The following is a 24,038-nucleotide window of genomic DNA, read 5'->3' on the forward strand; positions in this document are numbered from 1 at the left end:
CCGCCGCCCCGACGCCCGCCGGTACTCACGCCTGCCTCCGAACCCCGGCCACGGCCTTGCGGGGGCAGAGGCACGGGCAGGAACGGGGTTCGGGGGCGGCGCGGGCGCAGGGCGGCGGCGACCAGCCCGTCGAAGCAGGTCGGCAGGGTGGGGGTGCGGTCCTCCGGGGCAGTGGCGCCGTGCCGGGCGAGGAAGCGGCCGACCGCCCGGCGGCCGGCGTTCTCGCGGGGACGAGGATCTCGCGCGGTTCCGGGCCCCGGGCGCTCTCGACCGCGCAGACGGAGCGGGTCGGCGAGCGGGGGCGGGCAGCGGGGACGGGCAGCGCGCCGGCCGCCGGCGGACTGCGGGCGCTGGGCGGACTAGGGGTCGGCCCGGCTACGGTCTGACGTAGCGCCACATGTCGCGCGGGCGGCCGTCCACCACCTGGTGGGCGGGCCGCAGGCCGGTGCATCGAAAGCCGGCGCGTTCGGCGGTGCGGATCGAGGCGGTGTTCCACGGTTTCCACGGACGGACAACTCCAGCCCGGGGACGCCCAGTTCGTCGAGTGCCCAGCCGGTGACGGCGTCCAGCGCCACTCTGGCGGTGCCCCGGCCGCGGGCCGGGCCGGCCACCCAGTAGCCGACCGTCGCCCAGCCGCGCAGCGGCAGTTCGCCGACCCAGAGGCCGACGCTGCCGACCGCTCGGCCCGCCGGGTCGACGATCACGAACGGGTAGCCCGTCCCGATCTCGGTGCGCCGCCACTGGCGTTCCACGAACGCCGTCGCGCCCGCCTCGGTGTACGGCGCCGGGACGGTGGTGATCAGCGGGATGTACGGGTCGGTCGACGCCTCCCGGATCAGGCCGGTGTCGTCCAGGCTCCAGCGGCGCAGCCGGAACCCGTGCGCGGCCGGGAGTTCGGGCATCGTCCGGGGCAGTTCCATGCCCGCCATCCTGCCGCACCGGAGGTCCGCGGTTCCCGTCCGCCCGGGCCCGTTCCCGCACCGGCCGTCCCGCCCGCTCGAGTCGAACCGCCGCCCCGGCAGGGGGTCAGCGGGCGGTGGACGCGGGGGTGCGCAGCGTGCGCAGGGTGCGGTCGAAGGCGGTGAGGAGCAGGAACAGCACGGCGGCGACCAGCATGATCCAGGCCAGCTGGTGCATGCCCGCGGTGCCCGCGTGCGGGCCGTACGCGGCGGCGGTCCCGGCGGAGGCGACCATCGAGCCGAGGTAGGCGAAGGTGCGCAGCAGCCCGGCGGAGGAGCCGGTGCGGGCCGGGTCGGACTGCAGGAAGACGGAGTTCTGCAGGGCGAGTCCGTTGGCGCCCTGCGGGACGCCGAAGACCACGGCCAGCAGCAGCAGCGCCCACAGCGAGCTGTGCACGCCGAGGGCGAGCATCAGCAGGCAGGCGGCGATCTGGCCGACGGCGCCGGTCAGCAGCATGGCCCGGATGCCGCCGCGCCGACCGGCCAGGACCGAGACCCCGATGCCGACCAGGAAGGTCGGCGCCTGCACCAGCCCGGCCTGGATCGGGGAGAGGCCGAAGCCCTCCTCGGTCCACTGCGCGAAGCCGTACAGGAAGGCGTACGAGACGACGTACGCGGCGAGGGCGCGGGCGTAGGTGGTGAGCAGCGGGGTGTTGCCGCCGAGCACCTTGACGTCGATGAACGGGTGTTCGGCGCGGCGTTCGCGGACGGTGAAGGCGACGGCGGCGGCCAGGGTGAGCAGCGGCAGGTACCAGCGGTCGGCGTGCGGGTGCATCAGGAACAGCAGCAGCGAGAGCAGCAGGACCGCGAACAGCGCCATCCCGGGCAGGTCGATCCGGCGCAGCGGGCCCGGGTCGCCGGGTCGGCGCTCCGGCCGCTCCTGCGGTTCCTGCCGGGGCAGCCGGAGCGCGCCGAGGGTGACGGCGAGCAGCGACAGCGGGATGTTCAGCGCGAAGGTGCTGCGCCAGCCGCCGAGGCCGGTGAGCAGTCCGCCGAGCAGCGGGCCGACCACGGCGACGGTCTGGTTGGCGACGGCGAGCAGGGTGAGCACCCCGGCGGGGCTGTCGCGTCCGGTGCGCCGGGCCTCGGCGCGCAGCAGGGCCATCGCGGCGGGGTAGCCGGCGCAGGTGCCGAAGCCGAGGACCACCCGGGCGGCGATCAGCGTCCCGAGGTTGGGGGCGAGGGTGCCGACCACCCCGGCGACGCCGACCAGGCTGGTGCTGGCGAGGAACAGCCGGCGCGGCCCGAACAGGTCGATCAGCCGTCCCACTACGGGCTGCCCGAGCGCGGTGGCCAGGTACAGCGCGACACCAGCCAGGCCGTCTGCGCGGGCGAGGCGCCGAGGGCGGCCCCGATCGGGACGAGCGCGACGGCGATGATGGTGGAGTTGATCGGGTTGAGGACGGAGCCGAGCACCATCGGGGGGACGAGCCGGCGGTCGATCGCGGGGCCTCGGCCGGTACGGCGGGGGTGCTCGCGACGGTCTTGTGGTCGGTCATGGTGCTTCTGCCGCTCGCTGGGGGTGGGGGGTGGGGGTGGAGGGGAAGGCAAGTGGGGGCGCGGGAGGCGCGCCGTGCGGCCGGGTCGGCGCGGTCGGGTTCAGTCGTGCACCAGTCGTTCGAGCGGCCATGGCCGCGATCACGGTCTGCCGCTCCTCCTCGGTGCACTTGCGCTGGAGTTCGGCGGCCAGCCACTCGCTGCGGGCCCGGCGGCCCTCCTCGCCGCGGCGCCGGCCTCGGCGGTGAGGGCGATCAGCAGCCGGCGGCCGTCCTCGGGGTCGCGCCGCCGTTCCACCAGGCCCTCCGCCGCCAGGGCGGCGATGGTGGTGGCCATCGACTGGTGCCGCATCCCCTCGGCGGCGGCGAGGTCGCTGGTGGTGAGGCCGGCGCCCGCACTGTCCAGCAGCCGTCCCACGGTGGACGCCTGGGTGAGAGTGAAGTCCCCGGTGCCGGCGGCGGCCCGGAGCCGGCGGCGGAGCTTCCCGATCACCGACCGCACCTGCTGCGAGGCGCGCACGGCGGACGGCTCGGGCCCGGGCGAGGGCACGGGCACGGGGGTCGGCTTCTGGGCCGGGGCCGGAGTCGGGGTCAGGGTCGGAGTCGGGTGCGGCGTCCGGCTCGGGGGCTTCGCTCATGCTTCCCACCCTAGGTTTCCACCCGCCGAATGTACAGTTTCCCTGTAGATTTCCGGCCGGTCCCCGCCCCGCGCGGGGCCGTTTGGCAGGCCGCCACGGCGGCTGCTAGGTTGCCGGAGGCCGTGCGAGAGACCGAGGAGGTGGTACCCGTGAACGCAGTATCGACATGGGTGCTCCCCTCCGGGGCCCGGTCGGGCGTCAGTAGGTCGTCCGGGAGCGCCGTTCCTGAGCACTCCCGAAAGGCACCACCGCCATGAGCACCCTCCGCTTCACCTCCGAACAGCGTCTCGAGGACGGCGTCCTGGAGCGCGCCTTCGCCCTCGGCGACGTCCCCGGCCTGCTGTGGACCCCCGGGTCCGCGCCGTCCGCCGACGGCACCACCCGCTGATCCTGATCGGCCACCCGCCGCTCGGGCTGCGCCGGATGTACCCGCGCCTGGCGGGCCGGGCCCGGTACTACGCGGCGCGGCACGGTTTCGCCTCCGCCACCGTCGAGCTCCCGGCAGCGGCGAGCGGCCCCGCTGGGAGGCCGTCGAGCAGGCCCGCGCCGAGCTGCGCCGGGTGCTGGCGGCCGGCGAACCCGTCAGCGGCGAGATCGTCGACGCGCTGATCCTCCCGCTGGTCGAGCGGGCCGTCCCGGAGTGGGCGGGCCGCGCTGGACGCCCTGCTCGCCCTGCCCGGCATCGACGGGCCGGTCGGGTACGAGGGGGGTGATCTCCGTCGGCATCCGGCTCGCCCTGGCCGACCGCGGATCGCGGCGGCCGTCCTGTTCGCCGGGAGTTTCGTCCCGCGCCGTGTTCGAGGAGGCCCGCCGGGTCACCGTCCCGCTCCAGGTGCTGCTCCAGTGGGACGACGAGGGCAACGACCGGCAGGCCGCGCTCGACCTGTTCGACGCCCTCGGCTCCCGGGAGAAGACCCTGCACGCCAACCTGGGCGGCCACACCGGCGTCCCCGCGTTCGAACTCGACGCCGGGGCCCGCTTCTTCACCCGCCACCTGAGGTAGCCCGCCCTGCGGCGCCCCGCCCGCCGGGGCGCCGCCCTCCCCGGGGCTCAGGGGAGGGCCACGCCGTATCCGGCGAGGCCGTCGCGGAGTTCCTCGCGGTCGGTGCGGACCAGCCGGCCGCCGGTGAAGTGGCGGTCGTCGGTGAGTTCGGCGACGCAGCCGGGCGGCGGGACGAACGTTTCTGCATCCTCGGCGGTGTCGAACTCCGCTTCGGCCAGCACCAGTCGCAGCAGCGGGCCCTCGAAGACGTCGACCCGAGCGGGGGGACGCTCAGCCGGGTCTTGGTCAGCTCGGGGCCGGGCAGGGCCGCCCGCAGGCGGGCGTACTCCTGCTCGGAGAGGTACAGGTTGGTGACCAGGCCTGGACCGCGCCGGGTTCGCCCGGGGGGACGGGGACCTTCTGGGTGAGCTTGTACGTGCACTCGCCGGTGTCGAGCCGTTCGACCCGGCGCAGCCGCAGCCGGGTGCCCTCGACGTACCGGTCGGTGATCCGGCGGGCGACGGTGACGGCGCCGGGGGCGGGCACCCGGGCGAGCAGGAAGCGGGCGCTCCCGCTCGACCCTGGCGTACTTCCCCGCCGCCGTGCCGCCGCACCCGTCCGGAACGGCCCCGCCACGCCCGTCCGGAACGGTCCCGCCGCACCCGCCGTCGCCACCGTCGACGTGTTCGCCGCGCTGTGCTTCCCATCTCGCGCTTCCCCCTCGGGCTCTCCCGTCGACCGCCCGCACCAGGCCCCCGTCGGCGTCGCGGGCGGTCGTCTCCAGCGTAGTGCGCGTGCCGCTCCGGTACGGCGCGCGCCACCCGGTGTTCCCCGACTCCGGTCGGTTCCGTTCACCGGGCGGACAATTGACGCACCGAACCGGACACCGACCGGTCAGTTGCCCAGGAACGGGAACAGGTTGACGAAGGGGTCCGTGGTCACGGACACCCGCGTCCGAACGGGTCGTCGAAGTCCCAGATCAGGAACAGCAGGAACCCGATCAGCGCGCTGAACGTGCCGGCCAGGACCAACTCGCGCCGCGAGCGGCGGATCTGGAGCGCGAACAGCATCCCGACGGTGACCAGCCCGCCGACGCCGAGGCCGAACCAGACCACCCCGGGCATGGTCGGGCCGACGTTGCGCCCCGCGAGGTGCGGGCCTCGTCGGCGACCGCGATCTTGTCCATCATCGCCTGGTACGCCTGCGCCTCGATGTCGTTCTGCGGCTCCCGCTCGGCGACGTCGGTGCGCAGCTTGCCCAGCAGCTCGGTGCCCTGGGGCTGATCTCCCCGATCTCCCCGTGGGTGCGCATGTAGTGCCACTCGGTGTCCACCACGAACGAGACGTAGGTGTCGACGTCCTTCTGGACCACGGCGCGGTAGTCGGCGGGGAACACCTCGGCCCGGGCGCTGACCTCGTGCAGCGACTGGGCCTCGGTCTGCACGTCGTCCTGCGCGGCGGAACGGGACTCCCAGACGCCGGCGATCGCCAGGCCCAGCACGATCGCGTAGACCACGCCGATCATCATGGTGATGTACTCGATGACGTCCGGCGTCTCCGAGGTGTCCTCGTCCTCGTCGGCCTTGCGGTGTCTCACCAGCACGACCGCGACGACGACCAGGCACGCCCCGGCCATCGCGAGGGCGAGTGCCAGCCATTCGGACATGACGGGTCCTCTCCTGAACAGTTGGACCGTCCGGCCCGGCAGGTCCGGTCCGGAGGGTGAACGGGGGTCGGCGCGGGCCGACGGGGATCGACGGTGCGCTGTCCGCCCGCCGCCCTGACGGTGCGTCAGGAACGGCCGCGGCGTCCGGCGCCGCCGGACTTCCCGCGCGCGGGCGCAGCGCGGCCGCCGCGAGCACGGCGGGGACGGTGACCACCAGCATCCGGGTGGTGGTCGGGGTGCCGCGGTGCTTGGGCGCCTCGGCGGCCAGTGGCGGCGGCGGCAGGTGCACGACCGGCGCGGGCCGGACGGGTGCGGGGCTCGGGGCGGGCGGGGTCGGCGCGGGGCTCGGCGGCGCGGGCGGCGGTGGGCCTCGGGGGTGGGCGGGCCGGGCCGGGCGCGGCTTCACGGGGACCACCGCCCGGGGCGGGGTCGGCGTGGGCGTCGGCACCGGCTTCGGGGTGGGCGTGGGGGTGGGCTTCGGCTTCGGGCGTGGGGGTCGGCGTGGGCTTCGGGCTGGGGCTGGGTGTCGGCGTGGGCGTGGGCGTGGGCGTCGGGGTGGGTTTCGGCGTCGGGGTGGGCGTGGGTTTGGGGTGGCAGTGGTGCCCGTGCCCGTCCTCCCAGTGGTCGCCTCCCCATCCGTGGCCCTGCCCGTTCCCGCCCTGCGGGTGGAGCGGGACGTCGACCCCGGCGCCGGCGTTCACCTCGACGTGCACACCGGCGGCGTCGACCGAGGTGTGCACACTTGACGCAGATGTCGAGCCGGCCGTCCCCGGTGCCGCCGGGGCCGCGGGCGGCGGACGCGGCCTGGGTGGCGCCGGTGAGCACCGCGCAGACCACGGCGACGCCCGCCAGGGCTGCGGCGGTGCGCGCGCCGCGCCGCATCTGCGGGTGCCGCTGCCGGCGCGCCCGGCGGGCCGCCGGCACCCGCCCGGCGTCGGCCCGCGGCCCGAGCGCCGGTACCCGCCCGGGTGCGTAAGGCCGCCGCCTCCGTTCCGCCGTCCGCGGCGGCCGGTCGTTGCGCTGCATGGGCGTGGTCCAACCTTCCGAGTGGCTGTGGGCGATGGGCGTCTGAACTGCGGAGTTCCGGTGCGTCGCGCCCCGTCGCGGAACGGCCGGTCCGCCGGTCCGGCCGGAGCGCAGTCGAGGGCGCGTCGGAGGACCGGGCCGTTCCGGCTGCGGCGGCAGCGTGCGCTGCTTGTGCAGAAACGGATCGGCATGATCAATCCGACGCACCCTCAACGTGGTGCGCCGCCGTTTGGTTACGGCCGCGGCAGCCGTGGTCGGCGCGGCCGCTCAGCGGTGCGCGATCTCCACGTTCTCCAGCACGCGAGCGCGTCCGGGACCAGGATGGCCGCCGAGTAGTACGCGGTGACCAGGTAGTTGATCACGGCCTTCTCGTCGATGCCCATGAAGCGGACCGACAGGCTGGGCTGGTACTCGTCCGGGATGCCGGTCTGGTGCAGGCCGATGACGCCCTGGTTGTCCTCGCCGGTGCGCAGCACCAGGATGGAGCTGGTGTTCTCCGGGGTGATCGGGATCTTGTTGCAGGCAGGATCGGGACGCCGCGCCAGGCCGGGACCTTGTGGCCCTGGAGGTCGACGGTGTCGGGGTACAGGCCGCGGGCGTTGAACTCGCGGCCGAGGGCGGCGATGGCCTTGGGGTGGGCGAGGAAGAACTCGGAGTCGCGGCGGCGGCTGAGCAGTTCGTCGAGGTCGTCGGGGGTGGCCGGGCCGGAGTGGGTCTGGATGCGCTGGCTGAAGGCGCAGTTGGAGAGCAGGCCGAACTCGCGGTTGTTGATCAGCTCGTGCTCCTGGCGCTCGCGCAGCGCCTCCACGGTGAGCTTGAGCTGCTGCTCGATCTGGTTCATCGGCTGGTTGTACAGGTCCGCGACCCGGGAGTGGACGCGGAGCACGGTCTGCGCGATGGAGAGCTCGTACTCGCGCGGCTTGAGCTCGTAGTCGACGAACGCGGTGGGCAGCAGGGTGCTCGCCCTCGTGGCCGGCCGACATCGCGATCTCGGCCTCGCCCAGCTCGTTCTGCCGCTGGAGCGGGAGGCTGGCGAAGTCCCGGATGTGGGCCTGGAGGGTGTCGGACTGGGCGAGCACGGCCTCGAAGTCGGCCCGGCTGAGGGTCAGCAGGGTGCCGGCGGTCTTGGCGGTGGCGGTGTAGTCCCAGGTGGCGTCGGCGTCGAGCAGGGCGTTCTCGCCGAACCGGTCGCCGTCGCCGAGGACGCCGACCACGGCGTCGTCGCCGTACTTGCCGGTGGAGACCTGGTTGATCTTGCCGTGCGCGACCAGGTGGATCTTGTCGGACGCGGCGCCGCGCTCGACCAGCACCTCGCCGGCCCGGAAGTCGCGCTGCTGGCAGCGGTCGGCCAGGGCGGTGAGCACCTCGTCGTCCTCGTAGCCGCGCAGCAGCGCGAGTTCGCCGAGCTCCCGGGGGATGACCCGGACGTCGCCGCCGGTCTGGATGAATTCGACCCGGCCGTCGCCGACCGTGTAGGTCAGTCGGCGGTTGACCCGGTAGGTGCCACCGGAGGTCTGCGTCCACGGGAGCATCCGCAGCAGCCAGCGGGAGGTGATCTCCTGCATCTGGGGCGCGGACTTGGTCGTGGTGGCCAGGTTGCGGGCCGCGGCGGTGGTGAGGCTGGTCTGCTGGCGCTGCGCCTGCTGAGTCTCCGGGCTGCTGTCCACGGACATCGGGCCGGGCTCTCCTTCGTCTCGCACGGAAACTGACGGTCCGTCAGATCCGTGAGTGTGCTGGGGCATGGGCGGGGTACGGGCAAAGAAAGCGGAAAGTGTCGGCGGGGTTCGGAACCGCGCTGTTCACCGCGCTCACCGCCGCCTCCGGAACACTAGATCGTTCCGACCCGCGGATCGCCCGTGCGGCCCATCGTGCACCCGATGAGGTGAATCTTGGCCTGCGGAGGGTTGGCAGAGCTGACACTACGTCAGTCGGCGCGCCCGGGTCCGGACCGGCTCCGGCCTGCGCCGCTGCCCGCCCACGGGGCCGGACGTGCGAACGCCCCCGGCGGCGGGGGCGCCGGGGGCTCGGGAGGGCGCGCGACGGCGGCGGCGTTCACCACCGCCCGCCGGGCACGCGACGGGGCCTGACCGTGCCCGAGGTTGCCGACCTGCTCGAATGCAACGACGTCACCGTCCGGGGTGCGGTCCACCGCTTCACGGCCGGCGGGTTCGACGCGCCGGCGGATGCCCGCGCCCGGGCCGCCCCGCCTCGATCACCCGCGAGGACCGCGAGGTACTGGCCGTACTACTGGACGAGTCCGCCCGGCAGGGCCGGACCTGGACTGCCGCCGCGCTGTGCGGCCGGCCGGCCGCCGAGCGGGGGGTACGAGTCTCGGCGGCCCGGCTGGCCGAACTGCTCCACCGGGACGGGTTCCGGTGGAAACGGACCCGGGACACGCTGCGGCACAAGGCCGACCCCGTCCTCCAGCAGGAGGAACCGGCCGGCATCGGCGTCGAACTCTCCTACCTCCCGCCTCGCAGCCCCGAGCCGAACGACATCGAGCGGGTGTGGCGGTCGGCGAAGTACGAGGACCACCCCGAGCGTGTCCGCACCACCGCTGAAGCGGTCGGCACCGCGGTCGACCGAGCCCTGAACCGTCAACGGACCCGCATCGAAGGACCAGCAGCCGACTTCACCAAAGCCGCATCAGCCGTGCTTGGGCCAGATCGGGCCCTGGTCGGTCCAGGTGACGCCCTTGTTGCGGCACAGGCAGAAGGGGTGGCCGATCGGGTCGGTGTAGACCTGCCAGCCGTAGCCGTTGGGGCCGATGAAGTCCTGCTCAGCGTCGCGCCGAGGTCGAGGACGCGGCGCTGCTCGGACTCGATCTCGTCCACTTCGAAGTCGAGGTGGAACTGCTTGGGGTGCTCGCTGTCGGGCCACTGCGGAGCGCGGTAGTCGTCCACCCGGATGAATGCCAGCTCGATCTCGCCGAACTGGATGCCGGCCCAGTCCTCGGAGCTGCCTTCCTTGATCGGACGGCCCGTCACCTCGGAGTAGAAAGACGCCAGCTTCATCGTGTCCGGGCAGTCGATGATGAAATCGGTGAGTCGCAGCATCCCGTGATCTTGCCACAAGCTCACGCCCGACTTCGAGACAGGCCCTGAGCAGCTCCGCTGAGGTGCGGGAACAGAGAGGGCCTGGGGGCTTTGCCCCAGGCCCCGTTCACCGGGGGCGGCCAGGTTTGTGCCGCAGGTGCGGATCAGCAGCGGACTTCGGCGGAGCCGCTCAGAGCAGCGGCCCCGTCACCGGCAGCACCACCTGGCACGGCACCGGTCGCGGGTGTGCCGGGTCCAGCGCGTTCAGCACGTCCGTCAGCGCGACCGGGTCGTAGCCGATCTCCAGGTGCTCGGTGGCGTCCAGCGCGCACTGGTCCTGGACCAGGATGTTGGTGACGTGCGGGCCGGGCGGCAGGAAGGAGTTGGTGTACGGGGTGACCACCTCGTCGTACCTGGTGGCGATCACCGTGTACTCGACGCCGGGGACGGTCCCGCCGCCGGCGTTCAGCGCGGTGAGGAACGGCGAGCCGATCTCCTGCTCCACGCAGGCCGGGCAGGGGCCGGACAGGAAGTCGTTGGCGGGCTCCAGGATGCGCAGTTGACGGCCGAGTTCAGTGAGGCCGTCCAGGGTGGTGCCGTAGTTGCTGGGGGCTAGGGCGACCAGCTTGCCGACCTTCGCCGCGCCGCCGAGGTTCTTCAGGTAGTAGCGCGGGAGCATTCCGCCCTGCGAGTGGCCGACCACGTCGACCTTCGCGGCGCCGGTGGCGGCCAGCACCCGGTCCACGAAGGCGGCCATCGTCCGGGCCCCGTCGGCGATCGAGCCAGTGCCTTGGACCGGTGAACCGGCCGACGGGCCGCCGTAGTTGAAGGCGTAGACGCAGTACCCCTGGTTGGCCAGCAGCGGGGCCGCGCCGCCCCAGTTGTCGTTCTGGTTCTCCAGCGTGCCGTGCACCAGCACCACCGGGGCCGGGTGGGCCGCGGACGGCCGGCAGGACCAGTCGTTGGCACCGTTCGGGCTCGTGCCGGGGAAGAAGAAGCCCTTGACGAAGCCGATCGAGAAGTGGGTCTCCACCGGCCGGTTGCCGCTCGCCGCCGCGGGCGGGGCTCCGGCGGCCAGCAGTGCCGTCGCCGCGAGTGCCGCGAGCACCGCCGCCCGTACGCTCTTTCTCCGCATTCCGTACACCCTCCGCTTGGTCGTCCGCCTGGTCGCCCGCCCCGTCGTCCGCACCGCGGTTCGCTCCGGCCGGCTCCGGTGCGCGCCGCCGTCCGTTTCGGTGCCGGAATTCGGCGGCCGCCCCCGGGTTTTCCCGGGTCGCCATGAAGCTAGGAGCGGCTTGACGCGCCGTCAACACACGGCGCACGCGTTCCCGGAAAGTGCATCCGAAGGTGCCAGGAATTCCGTCCCCCTCCGGCGGAACTGTCATCCGGGTCAGCGTTTCCGCGTGCGCCGGGTGCCGTACGGGGCCGCAAGCTTGTGCCGAACCTATTGACCGGCCGGTAACCCGCCGCATACTCCCCCTGTCCCGGCGGAACCGGCCGCGCCTCCGCCGGAACACCGCCGGAACACCAACGGACGGATGCCGGACGGACGCCGGGCAGACGCCGGACGGACGGATTATCGCTACCCCGAGGAGCGGAATTGGGCGGACCGTGGGAGGGGCTGCCGCGCGATTTCTCCACCGAACTCAGGGCCGAACAGCAATCCCTCGCGACCGAGATCATCCGGGAGATCAGATCCGCCGTCCCGGAATTCTCCCGGCCGCTCTCCGGGAAATTCGGCACCGGAATCCAGCAGGGCGTGGAGACCGCGCTGGCCGAGTTCACCGACCGGGTCGCCGGGCTGCCCGCGCCCGGTCCGCGCCAGTTGCGGGTGTACCGCTCGCTCGGGCGCGGCGAACTCTCCGAGGGCCGCAGCCTGGACGCCCTGCAGGCCGCGTTCCGGCTCGGGGCCCGGATCGCCTGGCGCCGGTACGCCCGGGTGGCCCGGCGCCGCGGGCTGGCCGCGGAGCAGCTGGTCACCCTCGCCGAGGCGGTGTTCGCGCACATCGACGAGGTCGCCGCGGCCAGCGTCCAGGGCTACGTGGACGCCCGCACCGACCGGGCCGGCGCGCTCGGCCGGGCCCGCCACCGCCTGCACGACCTGCTGCTGGCGGGCGCCGACCCGGCCGAACTCGCCGCCGCCGCCCGACTCGCGGACTGGCCGCTGCCCGCGCAGGTCGCCGCCGTCTCGCTCGACCCGGGCCCGGCGCACCGGCAGCCGTCCGCGCCGCCGGCCCGGCTGCCCGAGTACGTGCTGGCCGGGCTGGACGTCCCGCAGCCGCACCTGCTGCTGCCCGATCCGGCCGCCCGCTCGCCGATCCGCAGCTCGCGGCGGCGCTGCACGGGCGCGGCGCGGTGATCGGCCCGGTGGTGCCGCCCGCCCTCGCCGCGCAGTCGCTGCGCTGGGCCCGGCTGGTGCGGGCCTCCTGCCGGAGCCGCCGCAGCGCCCGGTCGACTGCCGCGAGCGCTACGCGGACCTGCTGCTGCTCACCGATCCCGCGCTGGTCCGCCTGATCGCCGAACGCCGCCTGGCCCCGCTCGCCCCGCTCACCCCCAAGCAGCGCGACCGGCTCGCCGCCACCCTGTTGGCCTGGCTCCAGACCGGCCGGGGCACCGCCCCGAGGTCGCCGCCCGCCTCGGCATCCACCCGCAGACCGCCCGGCAGCGGCTGCACCGGGTCCACCAGCTCTTCGGGCCCGCCCTCGCCTCCCCCGACACCCGCCTCGAACTGGAGATCGCCCTCCGCGCCACCGCCACCGCCCTTTGACGGCCCACCCTTGAGGACCCCGCCCTTGATCCCGGGCTGCCCCTTGATCCCGGGCTGCCCCTCGGCTCCGGGCCGCCCCTCGGCTCCGGCCCGGGACGCGGCGGTCAGTCGGCGGCGGGGCCCTGGAGGGTCCAGCCCGCGGCGGCGACCTCGGGGTGGATGTCGTCGGGGTCGACGGTTTCGCCGCAGTGGTCGCAGACCCGGCGCAGGGCGAAGTCGTGCTCGTGGTGGCGCAGCCGCATGGGCGGCTCGGTGGTGAGCCAGCGGTCGCCCCAGCGCAGCAGTTCGCGGATGACGCCGAGCAGGTCGCGGCCGGCTTCGGTGAGGTAGTAGCCGTCGTGCCGGGGGTCGTCGGGCAGCGAGCGGCGTTCGAGGATGCCGTCGGCGACCAGGCTCTTCAGCCGGGCGGAGAGGCGGTCGGTGGGGGCAGCGGTGTTCTTGGCGATCTGGCGGAAGCGGTGGTTGCCGAGGGAGACCTCGCGGACGGCGAGCAGCGACCAGCGGTCGCCGACGACCTGGAGGGAGGCGGCGATCGAGCAGGGGCGGCCGGGGACGTCGTAGGGGTCGACGTGCGGTGTGGTCATGGGATCAGCCTCCCTCGGATCGGTTTGACAATCAAAGTCTAGGCGGCGGTCCGACCATTGCGGTTTGAATATCAAACCGACTCGTGCTTACCTGAGCCCCATGACTCGGTCGGTTTGGTTTTCAAAGCGCCATGTGGCGTCGACGGTGGTCCTGCTGGCGGTCTTCATGACCAACCTGGACCTGTGGATCGTCAACGTGGCCCTGCCCGCCATGGGCACCTCGTTCAGCACGGCCCAGGGCCAGGCCGTCACCCTGGGCTCCCTCTCCTGGGTCCTCAACGCCTACGCCATCGTCCTCGCGGCGCTCCTGGTCGTCGCCGGGCGGCTCGGGGACCGGCTGGGCCAGCGGCCGGTGTTCCTCGCCGGGGTCGCCCTCTTCACCCTCGCCTCGCTGGCCTGCGCCCTCGCGCCGAGCCTCGGCTGGCTGGTCGCGGCCCGCGTCCTGCAGGCGGTCGGCGCCGCTGCCCAACTGCCCACCTCACTGGCCCTGTTGCTGGCCACCGTCCCGGCCGAGCGGCGCACCCGCGCCACCCGCAACTGGGCCGCCATCGGCGGCCTCGCGGCAGCCGCCGGACCGGTGGCCGGCGGACTGCTGGTCCAGGTCGACTGGCGCTGGATCTTCGTGATCAACGTCCCCCTCGGCATCGCCACCGTGCTGGCCGGCCTGCGCACCCTGCCGACCGCCACCGCCGGGAGGAGGGACGGCTGCCCGACCTGCTGGGCGCGCTGCTGGTCACCCTCGCCGTCGCCGCCCTGTCCGGCGCCCTCGTCCAGGGCCCCGACTGGGGCTGGACGGACCCGAGGACCCTGCTGCTCGCCGCCGCCGCGCCGGCCGCCGGGGCCGCGTTCGCCCGCCGCTCGCTGCGCCACAGCCACCCGCTGTTCGAACTCCACCTGCTCCGGCTGCCCCGCTTCGGGACGGCCGGCGCCGGCACCTTCGTCTTCGGCGTCGCCTTCGCCGTCATGCTGCTCTCCAACGTGCTGTGGTGCCAGGAGGTCTGGCACTGGAGCGCGCTGCGCACCGGGCGTGGCCATGGTGCCCGGCCCGGCCCTGGTGCCCGTCGTCACCCTGCTCACCGCCCGCGCCGCGCAGCGCCTGGGCCACGGCCCGCTGGTCGCCGCCGGCGGCGTGCTCTTCGCCGCCGGCATGCTCTGGCGCGCCCGCCTTCGCCTCGCTGACCCCCGACTACGGCAAGGACCTGCTGCCGAGCATGGTCCTGAGCGGTATCGGGGTGGGGCTGGCCCTGGGCACGCTGGTGGCCGCCGGTGTCGCCTCACTGCCCGCCCACCGGGCGGCCACCGGGTCCGCCCTGGTCAACTCGGTGCGGCAGATGTCCGCGACCGTCGGCGTCGCCCTGCTGGTCGCCGTCGTCGGAGCCGAGACCGGCCCCGCCCAGCGCCAGGACTTCCGCCTCGCCTGGCTCATCGCCGCAGCCCTCGCCCTCGTCACGGCCGGCATCGGCCTGCAACTCGCCCGTGCACCGCCCGCCCGGGCAGGGGCGCGGGCCAGGACGCGGGCCAGAACGCGCTCGCCGCGTCGGACGCGGGCGGCCCGCGGGCAGCGACGGCGTCCGGACCGGCCGACACCCGCTGACCCGCGTCCGACGCCCGGTCGGGCGCCCGACCTGCCGTCAGGTCCGGCGCCCGAGCCGCGCGCGGGCGGCCGAACCGCCGCCCCCGCCGCCGACCGTTCGTCGGCGCAGCACTACCATCGGGCCGACCGGGACGGCGGGAGGGGCCACAGGATGCTGAACGGGCTGGGTGCGCTGGATTCGCTGGATTCGCTGGATGCGCTGGAGTCGCTGGACGAGGTGTGCGGGCGGGTGCTGGCGGAGACCGGCTGCCGTCGGTGAGCGTGGCCGTCGCGGCGGGCGAGGAACTGGTGCTCGCCCGGGCGTACGGGTGGGCGGACGTGGCGGCGGGGCGGGCGGCGACACCCGGGACGGCGTACGGGCTGGCCTCGACGACCAAGGCGTTCACGGCGCTCGCGGTCTGCCTGGCCGCGGACCGGGGCCTGCTCGACCTGGACGCGCCGCTGCCGGGCCGGTTCGAGCGCACGGCCCCGACCGCCCGTCAACTGCTCCGGCACCGCGGCGGCTTCCCCGCCTACTACGACTTCCACTACACCCCGGCTCCCCCGACGCCGCGCCCGCCCCCGGGTACGGGCCGATCGACATCGACCGCTACCGCAGACAACTGCACGAGCCGGGCGGCGCGTTCGAGTACGCCAACCTCGGCTACCACGAACTGGCCCGGCGGCTGACGGCCGTCACCGGGCGGGAGGTGGGCGCTGCTGCGGGAGTGGATCGCCGAGCCGCTCGGGCTGGACGGCTTCGCCTTCGGCGCCGCCCACCCCGGGCCGGGGCCGGCCGCGGTGCGGTACACCCCGGACGGGCGGGTCTACCCGACCTGCCGCACCGGGCATCCGGCGGCGACCTCCGGCTGGGCGACGGCCGGTGACGTCGCGCTGTTCGCCCGTCGCTCGCTCGGGCTGCTGGCGCCCGGGACGGCCGCGGCCGTGCACGACGCGCCCGCGATCCTCGGCGCCGGGAGCCTGGGGTACGGGCTGGGACGGGTCGTCCAGCGGACGGCGGACGGGACGGTGATCAGCAGTCACGGCGGCGGGATGGGCGGCGTCGCGTCGATGATGATCGACCTGCCCGGGCGGGGCTCTCGGTGGCCGTCCTCGCCAACTCGACCGACAAGTCCGCCCGCGACGCCGTGGTCGCGCACCTGATGGGCGCGCTGGCCCCGAGTTCGATCCCGCCACTGCGCCCCGGGCGTCGAACCGGACCTGCCCCTCACCCTGGCCCCGGGCACCTGGTCCGGTCAGGTCAGCGCCCCCGGCGCCACCGTCCCGCTGACGGTCGCCGTGCTGCCGGAGGGGCGGGTCGAGGTCCGGTTGGCCGACCACCCGCCGGTGACCGTCCCGGCCGTGGCCTCCGCCCGCTGGGACCTCCGCCTCGTCACCCCGCTCCAACTCCCGACGCCCGACGCCCTGTTCAACAGCCCAGCCACCGGGCTCGAACTACGGCTGCGGGACGGTGGCCTGACCGGCCGGGCGACCGCCTTCAAGGGCGGCGACCGGGACGGCCTCCTCGGCCCCTACCTCCCCCACCCCTGCGAACTGCGCCGCGTGGCCTGACACTTCACTCCCCGGACTCCCGGACTCCCCGAACTCTTCGCGCTCCCCGTGCTCCCCGCGCTTCCCGAACTCTTCGCGCTCCCCCGCACCTCACTCCCGCGGAAGAACGCGGCCACGGCCTGCGCTCCCCCCGGGGCGGTCATCATCGCCAGGATTCGGGCCGCCCCGTCGGCGGCCCGGGCCGTCCAGGTGAACATCTCCTCCTCGTAGGCGCGCAGCGCGGCGTCGGCCTCCTCGGTGCCACCTGTCTCGCCGGTGAGCGCGGTGGCCAGTTCCAGCGCGTCGCGCATCGCGGCGTTGGCGCCGACGCCGACGGGGGGCATCAGGTGGGCGGCGTCGCCGAGCAGGGTGAGGCCGGGGCGGTGCGGCCAGCGCAGGCCGACCGGGAGGGCGGTCAGCGGGCGGGGGGTGAGCGGGCCGGTGCAGGCGGCGATCAGGGCACGGCACTCGGGCGTCCAGTCCACGAACAGCGGGAGCAGCGCGGCCCGGGCGGCGTCGGGGCGGTCGAACGGGATGCCGCAGGTGGTGAGCCAGTCGGCGGCGCCGTCGGCGGGGCCGTAGAAGGACAGGCCGACCCGGACGGAGCCGTCGCCGCAGCGCTGGGCGGCGAGCGAGCGGCCCTGGCCGATCACCCAGTAGCTGCCGCGGCCGACGACGGCGGCCAGCTCGGGGTGGGTCAGGTCGATGGCGGGGATGGCGCCTCCACCGTGTTGACGCCGAGGTGGTCCGGCCCGGCCGGGGTGAGCAGCGGCCGGACCCGGGAGCGGGCGCCGTCCGCGCCGATCAGCAGGTCGCAGTCGGCCCGGCTGCCGTCGGTGAACTCCAACTGCCAGCCACCGGGGCCCTCTTGGAGCGGGATGGCGGTGCGCAGGGCGCGGCCCCAGGCGACCGTTCCGGGCGGGAGGGAGTCGAGCAGCAGGTCGCGCAGGTCGGCCCGGTCGATCTCGGGGCGGAGCGGCGGGCGCGTCGTCGGGGTGTCGTCGCGGTGCAGCAGGGTGCCGGTGTGGTCGAGCAGCCGCATGTCCTCGCCCTCCGGGCGGGCGTGCCGGCGGAACGCCCGCGTCAGGCCGGCGCGCGCGCAGGGCGAGTTGGCCGGTGTCGGCGTGCAGGTCGAGCGTGCCGCCCTGGGTGCGGGCCGTCGGTCCGGTGTCGCGTTCGTAGACCGTGGTCCGGATGCCGCGCATGGTGAGCAGCCGGGCCAGCGTCAGCCCGCCCGGCCCGCCTCCGACGATCGCCACGTCCACCCCGCCTGCCGCACCCGCCATGTCCAGTTCTCCCCGTTCATGTGTCCGCTCGTCCGTCCGATACACCGTATCGCTCCGATACGGTGTATCGCCAGCGTTCGCCGTATCGTGATCACCGCCGTCCTCCGCTCCCTGCCCTGCCCCGCCCCCGCTCCTTCCGATCGGAGACCGCCCCATGTCCTCCCGTCACGACGACGCCGCCGGAGCCGGACTGGTCTGGGAGCGTCCGGAGCCGCCGGCGCGGCGGACGCCGGGGCCGCTGAGCCGGGCGCTGATCGTCGCGGCGGCGCTCGAACTGGCCGACGCGGACGGGCTGGAGGGGGTGTCGATCCGCCGGGTCGCGGCGGCGCTGGAGGTCGGCCCGATGCGGCTGTACGGATACGTGGAGACCAAGGCCGAGCTGCTGGAGCTGATGGTGGACGCGGTGTACGCGGAGATCGCCCCGGACCCGGCCGACGACCGGCCCGCCCGGACCGCCCGGTCGACCCGTTCCGGGGAGTGGCGGGAGGAGCTGCGGGCGATCGCCGGACGGTACCGGGCGGCCGCGCTGCGGCACGAGTGGTTCATCGACCTGCTGGGCGGACGGCCGCACCTGGGCCGAACGCGCTGGCCGCGCGGGAGGCGGCGCTGGCCGTGGTGTGGAGCGCACCGGGCTTCGCCGGGCGGCCGACCGAGGTGCAGCAGGCGTCGGGGGCGTTCCACGCCTACCTGGCGGGCCGACTGCGGGTGGAGGTGGCGCAGCGCCGGGCGGAGCGGGCGCACGGACAGTCGGACGACGAGTGGCAGCGGGCGATGGGGCCGTACGTGATGCGGGTGCTGGCGGCGGGCGGCACCCGGTGATGGCGGAGGTGATGGCGGCGGCCGACCACCTGGCGCCGGGCGAGGAGTTCGCGGCGGGGCTGGAGCTGGTGCTGGACGGGATCGCCGCCCAAACGTCCTGATCCGGAGCGGCGGGACGCGGTCCGGGGGGACACGCGGACACGCGGACGCACGGACGCGCGAACGCCCCCGGCCACCGCGCCCCCGGAAGGGTCGCACTCCGGCCGCTCCCGCCGCCGCCCCGCCCGGAGACCATCGGAGGCGGACGGCGGCGGTCGGCGACGGGCGACAGCGAGCGGCAGCGGTCAGAGGTCGAACGACACCAGGTGTTCCAGTACGGGCAGCGCCGCCATCAGCGTCCGCCGCTCCCGTCGGTGAGTTCGGCGGTGCGGCGGGCCAGCACCTCGGAGCGCTGGCGGCGGATGCGGGCCAGCAGTTCGGTTCCCTCCGGGGAGAGTTCGACCAGGACGGAGCGGCCGTCGTTGGGGTCGGGGACCCGGCTGACCAGCCGGGACTCGACCAGGGGGGCGACGGTGCGGGTCATCGACGGGGCGGCGACCCGTTCCAGCGCGGCGAGTTCGCCGAGCCGGATCGGGCCGTGCTGTTCGATCCGTGCCAGCGCGGACTGTTGGGCGAAGGTGAACTCCTGCCGGTCGGAGGCCTGCACCAGCTGCCGGTGCAGCCGGGAGATCACCAGCCGCAGCCGCACCACCTCGGCCGGGTCGAGCCCGCCCTCGCCGCCCTGTCCCACGCCCGGACTCCCCTGTCCCACGCCCGGACTCCCCTGCCGCACCGTCTCGTTCACGTCAGGCCGTTCGTCGGGACACCGCGGCGTCCCCGTCCGGCGCGGCGGCGGTGCCGTCCTCGGGCGCGGGGGCCGCCGGGGCCGCCTTGCGGCCGCGCAGCAGCGAGGCGGCCGCGGCGACCAGGGACATCGCGATGGCGAGCGAGAAGACCACCATCAGGCCGTCGTGGAACGGGCCGGAGATGAGGTGCGGGAAGAACTCCCGGCCGGTGAGGGTCTGCGCGTTGGCGGCGGGCAGGCCGGAGAGGACCTGCGGGCCGAGCAGTTCGTGGATCGGGTTGTAGCCGAGGAAGGCGCGAACAGCGTTCCGACGGGCGGCAGTTGGGCCACCGCGTGGGCGTCCGCCGGGGAGACGCCCTGGCCGGTGAGCCCGTCGCTGAGAGTCTGCGGGAGCGAGCCGGCCAGGCCGGCCACCATCAGCGAGAAGAACACGCCGATGGAGAGCACCATGCCGGCGTTCTGGAAGGTCGCCCGCATGCCGGAGGCGGCGCCGCGGTCGGCGGCCGGCACGCTGGACATCACCAGGGCGGTGTTGGGTGCGGCGAACAGTCCGCCGCCGAGGCCGTTGAGGAACACCAGCAGAGCAAACCACATGTACCCGAAGTCGGTGGGGAGGATCAGCAGCCCGGCGAACGAGGCGGCCATCACGACCAGGCCGCCGGCCGCGAACAGGCGGGCGCCGAAGCGGTCCGAGAGGTAGCCGGCGATCGGGCCAGCGGCCAGGAAGCCGATGGTCAGCGGCACCAGGTAGATGCCCGCCCAGAGCGGGGTCTGCTCGTACTCGTAGCCGTGCAGCGGCAGCCAGATGCCCTGCAGCCAGACGATCAGCATGAACTGGAGGCCGCCGCGGGCGACCGAGCCGAGCAGCGTCGCCAGGTTGCCGCCCGCGAACACCGGGTCGCGGAACAGGCGCAGCGGGAACATCGGCTCGGCGACCTTCGTCTCGATCGCGCAGAACGCGATCAGCACGGCCGCGCCACCGATCAGGCCGGTCAGCACCCAGGGGTTGGTCCAGCCCATGGTGTGGCCGCCGTACGGCTGGATGCCGTAGGTGATCGCGGCGAGCAGCGCGGTGAGGCCGACGGCGAAGCTGATGTTGCCCCACCAGTCGATCTTCCCGGGGCGGCGGACGCCGGTCTCGTGCAGCGAGCGGTAGGCCCAGACGGTGCCGATGATGCCGATCGGGACGTTCACCCAGAAGATCGACCGCCAGTTCCACTCGGCGAGGACGCCGCCGAGGACCAGGCCGATGAACGAGCCGGCGATCGCGGCGACCATGTTGACGCCGAGCGCCATGCCGCGCTGCCGGCCGGGAAGGCGTCGGTGATGATGGCCGCGGAGTTCGCCATCAGCATCGCGCCGCCGACCGCCTGCACCACCCGCCAGCCGATCAGCCACAGCGCGCCACCGCCGCCGCCCATCGGGTCGAGCGAGAGGATCACCGAGGTGGCCGTGAAGATCAGGAAGCCGGCGTTGTAGATCCGCACCCGCCCCCAGATGTCGCCCAGGCGGCCGAGGGTCACCACCAGGACGGCGGTGACCAGCATGTAGCCCATCAGCATCCAGAGCAGGTAGCTGACGTTGCCCGGCTCCAGCGGGTTGAGGTGGATGCCGTTGAAGATCGCCGGCAGCGAGATCAGCACGATCGAGGAGTTGATCGTGGCGATCAGCATGCCGAGGGTGGTGTTCGAGAGCGCCACCCACTTGTAGCGCGGGTGTTCCGCGCCGATCCACCGTTTCTTCGTGTCCACGTCCGCCATCTCCTGCCCGCCCTGGGGAAGCCGTGATGATAGTTAGCTGATGTGAACTAAATTACTGCGCGACCGCCCGCTCCCGCCACCCGTCCCGGATGGTGGACCGGGGCCGCCGCCGTGCAGCAGGACCGGGAGTTCGCGGGGGCCGTTGGAGATGAAGGACTCCAGCGGGCGCAGTCCGTCGGCGGGGACGGCGAGGGCGAGGCGGGGGAAGCGGTCGAAGAGGGCGGCGAGCGCGATCCGGGACTCCAGCCGGGCGAGTTCGGCGCCCAGGCAGTAGTGGACGCCGTGGCCGAAGGAGAGGTGGTCGCGGCGGGTGGCCCGGGTGTGGTCGTAACGGGCGGCGTCCTCGCCGTGCAGGGCGGTGTCGCGGCCGGTGGCGAGGAAGTTGACCACCAGCAGGTCACCGCGGGCGAAGGTCAGGCCGGTGGCCTCGTCGTGGACGTCCTCGACCGCGAAGCGCGGGAGGATGTTGGCCACGGGCGGCTGGAGCCGCAGGGTCTCCTCGACGGCGTCGGGCCAGCGGGCCGGGTCGGTGCGGAGCGCGTCGAGCTGCCCGGGGTGGGCGAGGAGCTGGACGACGGCGCTGCGAGCAGGTTGACGGTGGTCTCGTGGCCGGCGCCGATGAGCAGCAGCAGGCTGTCGAGGAGTTCGCGCTCGTCCAGGCCGGTGCCGGTCTCCTCGTCGCGGGCCTGGATCAGCGCGGTGGTGACGTCCTCCCCGGGTTCCGCGCGCCTGGCCTCGACCAGCAGGGCGAGTTGGGCGTAGACGGCCTCGCCGTTGCGCAGCGCCTCCTCGGGGCCGGTGGCGGTCTCGAAGAGCCGGCCGATCGTGGAGCGGAACGCGTCGTGCATCGAATCGGGCACGCCGAGCAGGGTGTTGACCACCATCAGCGGCAGGACCCAGGTGAACTCGGCGCGCAGGTCGACCACCCGGCCGGGCGGGTGGGCGGCGAGGCGGTCGAGCAGGTCGGCGGCGATGGCCTCGATCCGGGGGGTGAGGGCGCGGATGCGGCGGGCGGTGAAGGCGGGGCCGATCAGGCGGCGCAGCCGGCCGTGCTCGTCGCCGTAGGCGGTGAGCGCGTTGCGGACGTCGGTCCACATCCGCAGCGGCCAGTCGGCGGGGATCTCGCCGGCCAGGTCGGCGCTCCAGTGCCGGCGGGCGTCCTTGGAGATCCGGGGGTCGGTGAGCAGGCGTTTGATCAGGGCGGGGTCGGTGACGGACCAGGCGGGGACGCCGCCGGGGAGTTCGATCGGCGCGGCCGGTCCGGCGGCGCGCAGGGCGGCGGTCTCGGCGTGCAGGTCGGCGCCGGCGGGGTCGAGTCGGTACGGGCAGCGCTGAGTGTCCATCAGGGGGCTTCTCCGGTACGGGTGTCGGTCCTGGGCGGGCCGATCGGACTGCCCGTCCGGGCGGCCCGATCGCGTGATCGTTTCGGACTGTACCTGTCAGTTTCCTTCGCCGGGGCGGGTTTTCCGACCTCCCCCGGCTCCCTCCGGTTCTGCCGCGTCCTCCTGCTCCGCCGTCGAACGGCCCGCTCCGCCCGGCCCCGCTCCGCCACCGAACGATCCGCCCGGACGCCCGTCCGGACCCTCGCCCGCCGCCCGCCGCGGTCCGTCGGCGGCGCGGCCGGAGCCCCACCGGGCCCGGGCGGCGCGCAGACCGCGCACGATTCGCGCCGGCCACTTCCGATTCCCGTTCGACTCTGCCAGAGTCGTCCGATATCCGGTGCACGGGGCCGGAACGGGGGGACCTGATCATGCTGGGCTTTGTGCTGCGCCGGTTGCGCGGACGGCTGCCGCTGGCCGCGGCGGTGCTGTTCACGGTGCTGACCGCCACCACGGTGCTGACCGCGCTGGTGGCCTTCGACCGCACCGTCGCCGAGGCGGGCCTGCGGCGCGACCTGGCCGGCGGCGGCCGGGTGACGGTGCTGCTCAGCGCCGACCACGGGCTGGACCGCAGGGCCGCGGACGACGCCGGGACGGCCGCACTGGGCGCCCGGCTGTTCGACGGACTGCCGGTCGACACCCGGACGCTGGCCCGCAGCCGGGCGTACGGGCTGCCCGACCCGACGGCCACGGCCTCGCCCACGGCCTCGCCCCCGGCCCTGGCTCCGGCCCCGGCCCCGGCCCACGAGGTGGACCTGACCGTGCTGGCCGCGCTGGACCACGACCGGGTCCGCCTGACGGCCGGCCGCTGGCCCACCGCCGAGGGCGCCGCCGCGGGCCCGGGGACGGCCGGGACGGTGCAGGTCGCGGTGCCGGGCGGCGCGCTGTCCCGGCTGGGCCTGACCGCGGACGCGCTGCCCGCGCAGCTGGTGCTCTCCGACCGGTACGGCGGCCTGCCGCTGACCGTCCGGGTCACCGGCGTCTACCAGGCCCTGGACCGGGACGCCCCGTACTGGCGGCTGGACCCGCTGGGCGGCCGGGAGATCCAGGTCCGGGGCTTCACCACGTACGGGCCGATGCTGGTGGACGACGGCGCCTTCACCTCCGACCTGCTGCCGCAGGACAGCCGGGGCGCGCTGCTGACCGCCGACTTCGCCACCGCCGACCGGGCCCGGGTCGAGCGGGTCGGGGAGCTGGCGGCCCGGCTGCCGGAGCTGGTCAGGCAGGACAGCCCGGGCTTCCAGTCGCAGACCGAACTGCCCGCCCTGCTGGCCGAGTTGCACTCGGCGACGCTGGTCACCGAGTCCGGTCTGCTGATCGGGGCTCCAGCTGTCGGTGCTCGCGGGCGCGGCCCTGCTGCTGGTGGTGCACCTGGTCGCGGAGCGGCAGGGCCGGGAGGACGCGCTGCTCACCGCCCGGGGCGCGACCCGGCGCCGGCTCGCCGCCTGGGCCTGCCTGGAGGCGCTGCTGCTGGCGCTGCCCGCCGCACTGCTGGCCCCGCTGCTGGCCGGGCCGCTGCTGCGGCTGCTGACCGGCTACGGCCCGCTGGCCGGGCTGCCGCTGGAGCACACCGACACGGCCGTGCGCTGGCCGGCGGCGGCGCTGTGCGCGCTGGTGTGCGTGCTGCTCTCGGCGCTGCCCGCGGTGCTGCGGCGCGGCGGCGGGCAGCTGGTGGCGCGCCGTCAGGCGGTGGTCGGCACGGTGGTGCGCTCCGGCGCCGACCTGACCCTGCTG

At 74.7% G+C, this 24,038-nt stretch carries 17 protein-coding genes and 12 pseudogenes; 11 read left to right on the forward strand and 18 right to left on the reverse strand.

Translation table 11 applies throughout. The features are described from left to right. Positions 1-359 precede the first annotated feature (359 nt). The 3 genes and pseudogenes from QMQ26_RS00730 to QMQ26_RS00740 all read right to left on the reverse strand — a co-directional run bounded on the left by QMQ26_RS00730 (position 360) and on the right by QMQ26_RS00740 (position 3,011). Positions 360-920 carry a GNAT family N-acetyltransferase gene (locus QMQ26_RS00730; protein ID WP_282204364.1) on the reverse strand — a complete coding sequence of 187 codons (561 nt, stop codon included), beginning with the start codon at positions 918-920 and terminating at the stop codon, positions 360-362. A 106-nt stretch (positions 921-1,026) separates the two neighbouring features. Then, positions 1,027-2,378: pseudogene (locus tag QMQ26_RS00735) on the reverse strand (MFS transporter). Between the two features lie 180 nt (positions 2,379-2,558). Beyond that, positions 2,559-3,011 (reverse strand): annotated as a pseudogene (locus QMQ26_RS00740) (MarR family winged helix-turn-helix transcriptional regulator). Positions 3,012-3,346: 335 nt separating this feature from the next. Here QMQ26_RS00740 and QMQ26_RS00745 point away from each other — a divergent pair. Further along, positions 3,347-4,096, forward strand: a pseudogene (locus QMQ26_RS00745) (alpha/beta hydrolase). 47 nt (positions 4,097-4,143) lie between these two features. On the opposite strand, the gene QMQ26_RS00750 reads toward QMQ26_RS00745, so the two are convergent. From QMQ26_RS00750 to QMQ26_RS00765, 4 genes and pseudogenes are all read right to left on the reverse strand, one after another. Continuing rightward, complete coding sequence (locus QMQ26_RS00750) at positions 4,144-4,317, reverse strand: CYTH domain-containing protein (protein WP_282204365.1); 174 nt, start codon at positions 4,315-4,317, stop codon at positions 4,144-4,146. Between the two features lie 64 nt (positions 4,318-4,381). Beyond that, positions 4,382-4,621: a hypothetical protein gene (locus tag QMQ26_RS00755; RefSeq protein WP_282204366.1), complete on the reverse strand. Its 240-nt coding sequence runs from the start codon at positions 4,619-4,621 to the stop codon at positions 4,382-4,384. Positions 4,622-4,969: 348 nt separating this feature from the next. Beyond that, positions 4,970-5,740 (reverse strand): annotated as a pseudogene (locus QMQ26_RS00760) (bestrophin-like domain). Positions 5,741-7,033: 1,293 nt separating this feature from the next. Next, a pseudogene (locus tag QMQ26_RS00765) lies at positions 7,034-8,439 on the reverse strand (family 2B encapsulin nanocompartment shell protein). Between the two features lie 442 nt (positions 8,440-8,881). Between QMQ26_RS00765 and QMQ26_RS37760 the strand changes: the two are divergent. Further along, positions 8,882-9,139, forward strand: a pseudogene (locus QMQ26_RS37760) (hypothetical protein); the annotation flags it as partial. Between the two features lie 273 nt (positions 9,140-9,412). Here QMQ26_RS37760 and QMQ26_RS00770 read toward each other — a convergent pair. Then, positions 9,413-9,822, reverse strand: a pseudogene (locus QMQ26_RS00770) (VOC family protein). A 169-nt stretch (positions 9,823-9,991) separates the two neighbouring features. Further along, complete coding sequence (locus QMQ26_RS00775) at positions 9,992-10,936, reverse strand: esterase/lipase family protein (RefSeq protein WP_282204367.1); 945 nt, start codon at positions 10,934-10,936, stop codon at positions 9,992-9,994. A 465-nt stretch (positions 10,937-11,401) separates the two neighbouring features. Here QMQ26_RS00775 and QMQ26_RS00780 point away from each other — a divergent pair, with 465 nt between their 5' ends. The 3 genes from QMQ26_RS00780 to QMQ26_RS37765 all read left to right on the forward strand — a co-directional run bounded on the left by QMQ26_RS00780 (position 11,402) and on the right by QMQ26_RS37765 (position 12,568). Next, on the forward strand, positions 11,402-12,160 hold the full coding sequence (locus tag QMQ26_RS00780; protein WP_282204368.1) for a hypothetical protein: 759 nt from the start codon (positions 11,402-11,404) through the stop codon (positions 12,158-12,160). Positions 12,161-12,168: 8 nt separating this feature from the next. Beyond that, positions 12,169-12,315, forward strand: a complete 147-nt coding sequence (locus QMQ26_RS00785; protein ID WP_282204369.1) for a hypothetical protein — start codon at positions 12,169-12,171, stop codon at positions 12,313-12,315. Between the two features lie 154 nt (positions 12,316-12,469). Continuing rightward, a complete protein-coding gene (locus tag QMQ26_RS37765) occupies positions 12,470-12,568 on the forward strand; it encodes a hypothetical protein (RefSeq protein ID WP_404814247.1) in 99 nt (32 codons plus the stop codon). A gap of 104 nt (positions 12,569-12,672) precedes the next feature. Here QMQ26_RS37765 and QMQ26_RS00795 read toward each other — a convergent pair whose 3' ends face one another. Continuing rightward, complete coding sequence (locus tag QMQ26_RS00795) at positions 12,673-13,152, reverse strand: winged helix-turn-helix transcriptional regulator (RefSeq protein ID WP_282204370.1); 480 nt, start codon at positions 13,150-13,152, stop codon at positions 12,673-12,675. 166 nt (positions 13,153-13,318) lie between these two features. Here QMQ26_RS00795 and QMQ26_RS37770 point away from each other — a divergent pair. From QMQ26_RS37770 to QMQ26_RS00815, 4 genes and pseudogenes are all read left to right on the forward strand, one after another. Then, positions 13,319-13,771 (forward strand): annotated as a pseudogene (locus QMQ26_RS37770) (MFS transporter); the annotation flags it as partial. Positions 13,772-14,363: 592 nt separating this feature from the next. Beyond that, positions 14,364-15,005, forward strand: coding sequence for a hypothetical protein (locus QMQ26_RS00805; RefSeq protein WP_282204372.1), 642 nt, complete (start codon positions 14,364-14,366; stop codon positions 15,003-15,005). Positions 15,006-15,034: 29 nt separating this feature from the next. Further along, positions 15,035-15,889, forward strand: a pseudogene (locus QMQ26_RS37775) (serine hydrolase domain-containing protein). 135 nt (positions 15,890-16,024) lie between these two features. Then, entirely contained in the window at positions 16,025-16,297 is a 273-nt protein-coding gene (locus QMQ26_RS00815; protein WP_282204373.1) for a hypothetical protein, read from the forward strand. Here the strand turns inward: QMQ26_RS00815 and QMQ26_RS37145 are convergent. From QMQ26_RS37145 to QMQ26_RS37155, 3 genes and pseudogenes are all read right to left on the reverse strand, one after another. Beyond that, positions 16,258-16,929, reverse strand: coding sequence for an FAD-dependent oxidoreductase (locus tag QMQ26_RS37145; protein WP_318552294.1), 672 nt, complete (start codon positions 16,927-16,929; stop codon positions 16,258-16,260). The two genes, QMQ26_RS00815 and QMQ26_RS37145, sit on opposite strands and share 40 nt — an antisense overlap. 44 nt (positions 16,930-16,973) lie before the next feature. Then, the gene (locus QMQ26_RS37150; RefSeq protein ID WP_318552298.1) at positions 16,974-17,318 is read right to left on the reverse strand and encodes an FAD-dependent oxidoreductase; all 345 of its coding nucleotides are present in this window, start codon (positions 17,316-17,318) and stop codon (positions 16,974-16,976) included. A 148-nt stretch (positions 17,319-17,466) separates the two neighbouring features. Then, positions 17,467-17,718: pseudogene (locus QMQ26_RS37155) on the reverse strand (FAD-dependent monooxygenase); the annotation flags it as partial. On the opposite strand from QMQ26_RS37155, the gene QMQ26_RS00825 reads away from it, so the two are divergent. After that, positions 17,717-18,349, forward strand: a complete 633-nt coding sequence (locus QMQ26_RS00825) for a TetR/AcrR family transcriptional regulator (protein ID WP_318552168.1) — start codon at positions 17,717-17,719, stop codon at positions 18,347-18,349. The pseudogene QMQ26_RS37155 and the gene QMQ26_RS00825 overlap by 2 nt on opposite strands. Before the next feature lie 363 nt (positions 18,350-18,712). Here the strand turns inward: QMQ26_RS00825 and QMQ26_RS00830 are convergent, their stop codons facing one another. The 5 genes and pseudogenes from QMQ26_RS00830 to QMQ26_RS00845 all read right to left on the reverse strand — a co-directional run bounded on the left by QMQ26_RS00830 (position 18,713) and on the right by QMQ26_RS00845 (position 23,604). Beyond that, positions 18,713-19,111, reverse strand: coding sequence for a MarR family winged helix-turn-helix transcriptional regulator (locus tag QMQ26_RS00830; RefSeq protein WP_282204374.1), 399 nt, complete (start codon positions 19,109-19,111; stop codon positions 18,713-18,715). Between the two features lie 55 nt (positions 19,112-19,166). Beyond that, positions 19,167-20,925, reverse strand: a pseudogene (locus QMQ26_RS00835) (MFS transporter). A gap of 33 nt (positions 20,926-20,958) precedes the next feature. Beyond that, the gene (locus tag QMQ26_RS37160; RefSeq protein WP_318552169.1) at positions 20,959-21,399 is read right to left on the reverse strand and encodes a cytochrome P450; all 441 of its coding nucleotides are present in this window, start codon (positions 21,397-21,399) and stop codon (positions 20,959-20,961) included. Beyond that, positions 21,339-22,268, reverse strand: coding sequence for a cytochrome P450 family protein (locus tag QMQ26_RS00840; RefSeq protein ID WP_318552170.1), 930 nt, complete (start codon positions 22,266-22,268; stop codon positions 21,339-21,341). Before QMQ26_RS00840 ends, QMQ26_RS37160 begins: the two co-directional genes overlap by 61 nt. 1,018 nt (positions 22,269-23,286) lie before the next feature. Next, positions 23,287-23,604, reverse strand: coding sequence for a hypothetical protein (locus QMQ26_RS00845; protein ID WP_282204375.1), 318 nt, complete (start codon positions 23,602-23,604; stop codon positions 23,287-23,289). A 65-nt stretch (positions 23,605-23,669) separates the two neighbouring features. Between QMQ26_RS00845 and QMQ26_RS37780 the strand changes: the two are divergent. Next, positions 23,670-23,891, forward strand: a pseudogene (locus QMQ26_RS37780) (hypothetical protein); the annotation flags it as partial. Positions 23,892-24,038 lie beyond the last annotated feature (147 nt).

It is taken from the genome of Kitasatospora fiedleri (assembly GCF_948472415.1).
Lineage (GTDB): Bacteria > Actinomycetota > Actinomycetes > Streptomycetales > Streptomycetaceae > Kitasatospora > Kitasatospora fiedleri.

What these genes read in the sequence shown, in the direction of transcription:
- QMQ26_RS00775 (WP_282204367.1), bottom strand. Translation starts at nt 10,936, where the DNA reads ATGCGGAGAAAGAGCGTACGGGCGGCGGTGCTCGCGGCACTCGCGGCG.
- QMQ26_RS37150 (WP_318552298.1), bottom strand. Translation starts at nt 17,318, where the DNA reads ATGCGGCTGCTCGACCACACCGGCACCCTGCTGCACCGCGACGACACC.
- QMQ26_RS00795 (WP_282204370.1), bottom strand. Translation starts at nt 13,152, where the DNA reads ATGACCACACCGCACGTCGACCCCTACGACGTCCCCGGCCGCCCCTGC.
- QMQ26_RS00825 (WP_318552168.1), top strand. Translation starts at nt 17,717, where the DNA reads ATGTCCTCCCGTCACGACGACGCCGCCGGAGCCGGACTGGTCTGGGAG.
- QMQ26_RS00805 (WP_282204372.1), top strand. Translation starts at nt 14,364, where the DNA reads ATGGTCCTGAGCGGTATCGGGGTGGGGCTGGCCCTGGGCACGCTGGTG.
- QMQ26_RS00840 (WP_318552170.1), bottom strand. Translation starts at nt 22,268, where the DNA reads ATGGACACTCAGCGCTGCCCGTACCGACTCGACCCCGCCGGCGCCGAC.
- QMQ26_RS00730 (WP_282204364.1), bottom strand. Translation starts at nt 920, where the DNA reads ATGGAACTGCCCCGGACGATGCCCGAACTCCCGGCCGCGCACGGGTTC.